This window comes from Arthrobacter sp. CAL618 (genome assembly GCF_000468215.1).
Taxonomy (GTDB): Bacteria; Actinomycetota; Actinomycetes; order Actinomycetales; family Micrococcaceae; genus Arthrobacter_D.
The window spans coordinates 1-2,698 of sequence record NZ_ASZW01000038.1 but is presented as its reverse complement, the minus strand read 5'-3'; the positions used below and the strand labels follow the sequence as shown (position 1 = coordinate 2,698).

General features: G+C 65.6%; 4 protein-coding genes. 3 read left to right on the top strand and 1 reads right to left on the bottom strand.

The genetic code is table 11. The annotated features are described in order from the left end of the window. Positions 1-988 (bottom strand): glycerol dehydrogenase (locus K728_RS18185; RefSeq protein WP_337587479.1); only part of this gene is annotated, 988 nt, incomplete at its 3' end. A gap of 167 nt (positions 989-1,155) precedes the next feature. Between K728_RS18185 and K728_RS0102215 the strand changes: the two genes are divergently transcribed. From K728_RS0102215 to K728_RS0102205, 3 genes are all read left to right on the top strand, one after another. Beyond that, entirely contained in the window at positions 1,156-1,476 is a 321-nt protein-coding gene (locus K728_RS0102215; RefSeq protein WP_024475710.1) for a putative quinol monooxygenase, read from the top strand. Positions 1,477-1,513: 37 nt separating this feature from the next. Continuing rightward, entirely contained in the window at positions 1,514-2,308 is a 795-nt protein-coding gene (locus tag K728_RS0102210; protein ID WP_024475709.1) for an IclR family transcriptional regulator, read from the top strand. A 20-nt stretch (positions 2,309-2,328) separates the two neighbouring features. Further along, the coding region (locus tag K728_RS0102205; RefSeq protein ID WP_024475708.1) for a hypothetical protein at positions 2,329-2,698 on the top strand (370 nt) is incomplete at its 3' end.

Here is a 2,698-nt window from a genome sequence, read left to right as displayed (position 1 = left end):
CCCGCCGCAGGTCCTCGTCATCGTCGGTGGACAGGCCTATCTCGGTCAGCGTGTTCGGCAGCCCCACCCGGGTGGTGAATTCGACGAAGTCCCGGATGTCGGCGCTGGGTGCGCCCTCAAGGACCAGTTGGGTGAGGGATCCGATGTTGACTTTCTGCCCGTGCGCCAGGCCGTGGGTCTGGTTGGCGGCGGTCAGCCCGTTGTGGATGGCGTGGGCGGCGGCCAGCCCGCCGGACTCGAACCCGAGCCCGGACAGCAGCGTGTTGGCCTCCACCACCTTTTCCAGGGCGGGGGTGACCACGTTGTCGCGGACGGCGTCGAGCGCCGGGAGCGCGTTTTCCCACAGCACGTCCCAGGACAGCCGGGCCAGGGCGGTGCCGGTCACGGTGGGCAGGCCACCGGCCATGGTGTTGGCGAAGGACTGGCTGGTGGCCCGGGCCTCCAGCCAGGTGGCGAGGGCGTCGCCCACTCCTGCGGCGAGGAACGACGCCGGCGCGTTGGCGACCAGCTGCGTGTCCACCAGCACCAGGTCCGGGTTGCGGGGGAAGAAACGGTACTCCTCGAAGACGCCGTCGTCCGTGTAAATCACCGACAGGGCAGAGGTGGGTGCGTCGGTGGAGGCGACGGTGGGGACGGTGACCCAGCGGATCCCCGCCGCGAAGCCCGACGCTTTGACCGCGTCGATGGTGCTGCCGCCGCCCACTGCCACGATCACGTCGGCCTGGTGCTCGGAGATCAGGGCGGTCAACCGGTTGACCTCGTTGGCGCTGGGGACCCCGCCGAACCCCACCCGGGTGGTCGGTAGGTTGGCGGCAGTCATGGAGGCTTCGACGTCGTGCGCTACGAAACCCCAGACCAGATCGTCCGCCACGATCAACGGCTTGCTGCCCAGCGGCGTGAGGAATTCGCCCACCCGGTGGATGGCGCCTTTGCCCTGGACGTACCGGGCCGGGCTGATCATGGTGCGGACCTGCATCGGACTACTCATCTCAATCTCCTTCGATAGAGGGTTGTTCCACTGCCAGCGTAGGCGTGCGACGCCTGGCGGGCACCACGCATTCTCACAAGGCGAGAACCGAAGTTGGAGGCTGCGGTGATTAACGGCAGACTGCTGGAAACACGAGCCCCATCCCACGACCCAAAGGCAGGCCCGCAATGATCTTCATCGTCGTCAAATTCAACGTCAAACCGGACTGGACCGACCGGTGGCTCGACCTCACCCGCCAGTTCACCGAATCCACCCGCAACGAGCCGGGGAACCTGTGGTTCGACTGGTCGCGCAGCGTCGAGAACCCCAACGAGTTCGTCCTGGTCGAAGCGTTCCAGGACGACGCCGCCGGGGACCACGTCAACAGCGCCCACTTCCAGCAGGCGATGAAGGACATGCCGCAGGCACTCATGGAGACCCCGCAGATCATCAGCGAGAAGATCGCCGCCGACGGTTGGGGTCGCATGGGTGAGCTGACCGTCGAGTAGGTTGCCCCTGACTTGACGGACCGGCGAAGATGGGGGCATGGGACGCAACGATGCTCTTACCGGTATGGCTTCGGTGCAGAAAGCTTTTGCGCTGCTCGACGTCGTTGCCGCCGACGAGCGTGGACTGTCCGCCAAGGAAATTGCGGCGGCTTTGGACATGCCGCTCCCCAGTGTGTACCGGCTCCTGAAAACCCTGGTGGAATCACGGCATCTGGTCCATTTGAAGGATGAGAGCCGCTACGCCCTCGGCTATAAACTGCATGCCCTGGATGCGTCGCTGCACCGCCAGATCGGAACGCCGTCGGCCGTTGCCAGGCTGGTACTCGAACTGCATTCGAGGGGCGACGCCGCCGCCTACTATGCGGTGCACCGCGGTGATCACATTGTGGTGGCCCACGTGGTGGATTCCCCGACCCGGCGACGCATCACCCCCATGGGCTTCGGCTTCAACGACGCCGCGCACGCCACCGCCTTCGGAAAGATCTTCCTCGCCGGGATGGACCCTACGCGGCGGCGGGCGTTCCTGACCAGGCAGGGGCTGCCCGCCATGACGTCCAATACCATCCGGACCCGCGACGACCTGGAGCGGGAACTCGAGAAGGTCAGCGCGGGTGGCATCGCCGTCGAGCGCGAAGAGTTCATGATCGGGTCATCCTGCCTGGGTGCGCCGGTGCGGAACGCGGCCGGGCAGATCGTGGGATCCGTTGCGGTTTCCCTCGACGCGGCGGACTTTGATCGGCGGTCCGGGCAGATCGCCGTGCTGTTGCGTGACACAGCCGATAAGGTGGGCCGTGCGCTCCGGGCCACCTCGGTGTTACCGCAGCGTCAATAGATTCTCGATAGCATCAAGCTATGGAGAACCAGTCTCAGTTGTGGGGTGTCATCACTGAGGTGTTGACGTGGGTGGGGCTGGTGCCGGGGATTCTGCTGATCCTGGTCGCCTGGATTATCCGTACCTCCCAGCTCGGCTGGACCGCCACTGACGCAGTGGTTTTCGTCTCCGGGGAGGGCATCGGCTATCGCTGGCATGACCAGGAATACGAGATCCGGGAGACCCTGTTCTCTTTCAGGGAGGGCAAGGAGCTGGTGCCGGGCACCGAATTTATCCTTTACTACAACCGGCGGGACCCTGACGAGTACTCCCTGAGCGAACCGGTCCCGCCGGCGCACTCGCTCAGGATCCTGGGCTGGGTCCTGACCGGTATTGGCGCGGCGGCCGCGG